This is a genomic window from Priestia sp. 3CA3, assembly GCF_056836725.1.
On sequence record NZ_JBXENJ010000043.1, the window covers coordinates 1 to 598 of the forward strand.

The 598-nt window shown below is 48.2% G+C and carries 1 protein-coding gene; it reads left to right on the forward strand.

The annotated features are described in order from the left end of the window. A partial coding sequence (locus tag AC1VNJ_RS26860; protein WP_482641637.1) for a tandem-95 repeat protein occupies positions 1 to 598 on the forward strand: 598 nt, incomplete at both ends.

Consider the following 598-nt stretch of genomic DNA (forward strand, 5'->3'; position numbering starts at 1 on the left):
GGTTTCAACGGTGACCATCAACGTTATCCCTGTCAACGATCCCCCAATTACGTCCAATGTTAGCTTTACGATTGCAGAAGATAGCACGTTAATCAATCAAGTAGTGGCGGTGGATCCTGATGGAAATCCGTTAACGTTTAGCTTACAAACGGCACCCGGAAACGGAGTAGCCGTGGTGAATGCAGATGGAACGTTTAGCTACCAGCCGAACCTGAACTTTAATGGGACGGATCAGTTTACCGTGTTTGTGTCAGATGGCCAAGGAGGCACGGCCGTTTCGACAGTAACAGTGACAGTAACGCCAGTGAATGATGCACCGACGGTGCCAAACTACACGTTCAGTACGCAAGAAGATAGTCCTGTGGTAGGAGCAGTGGTAGGAACGGACGTGGATGGAAATCCTCTTAGTTATCAGCTGCAAAATGGTCCAACAAATGGAATAGCTGCCGTGAACGCAGATGGAACGTTTAGTTATCAACCAAATCTAAATTTCAATGGGACGGATCAGTTTACGGTATTGGTGTCAGACGGTCAGGGAGGCACGGCGGTTTCAACGGTGACCATCAACGTTATCCCTGTCAATGATCCCCCAATTACA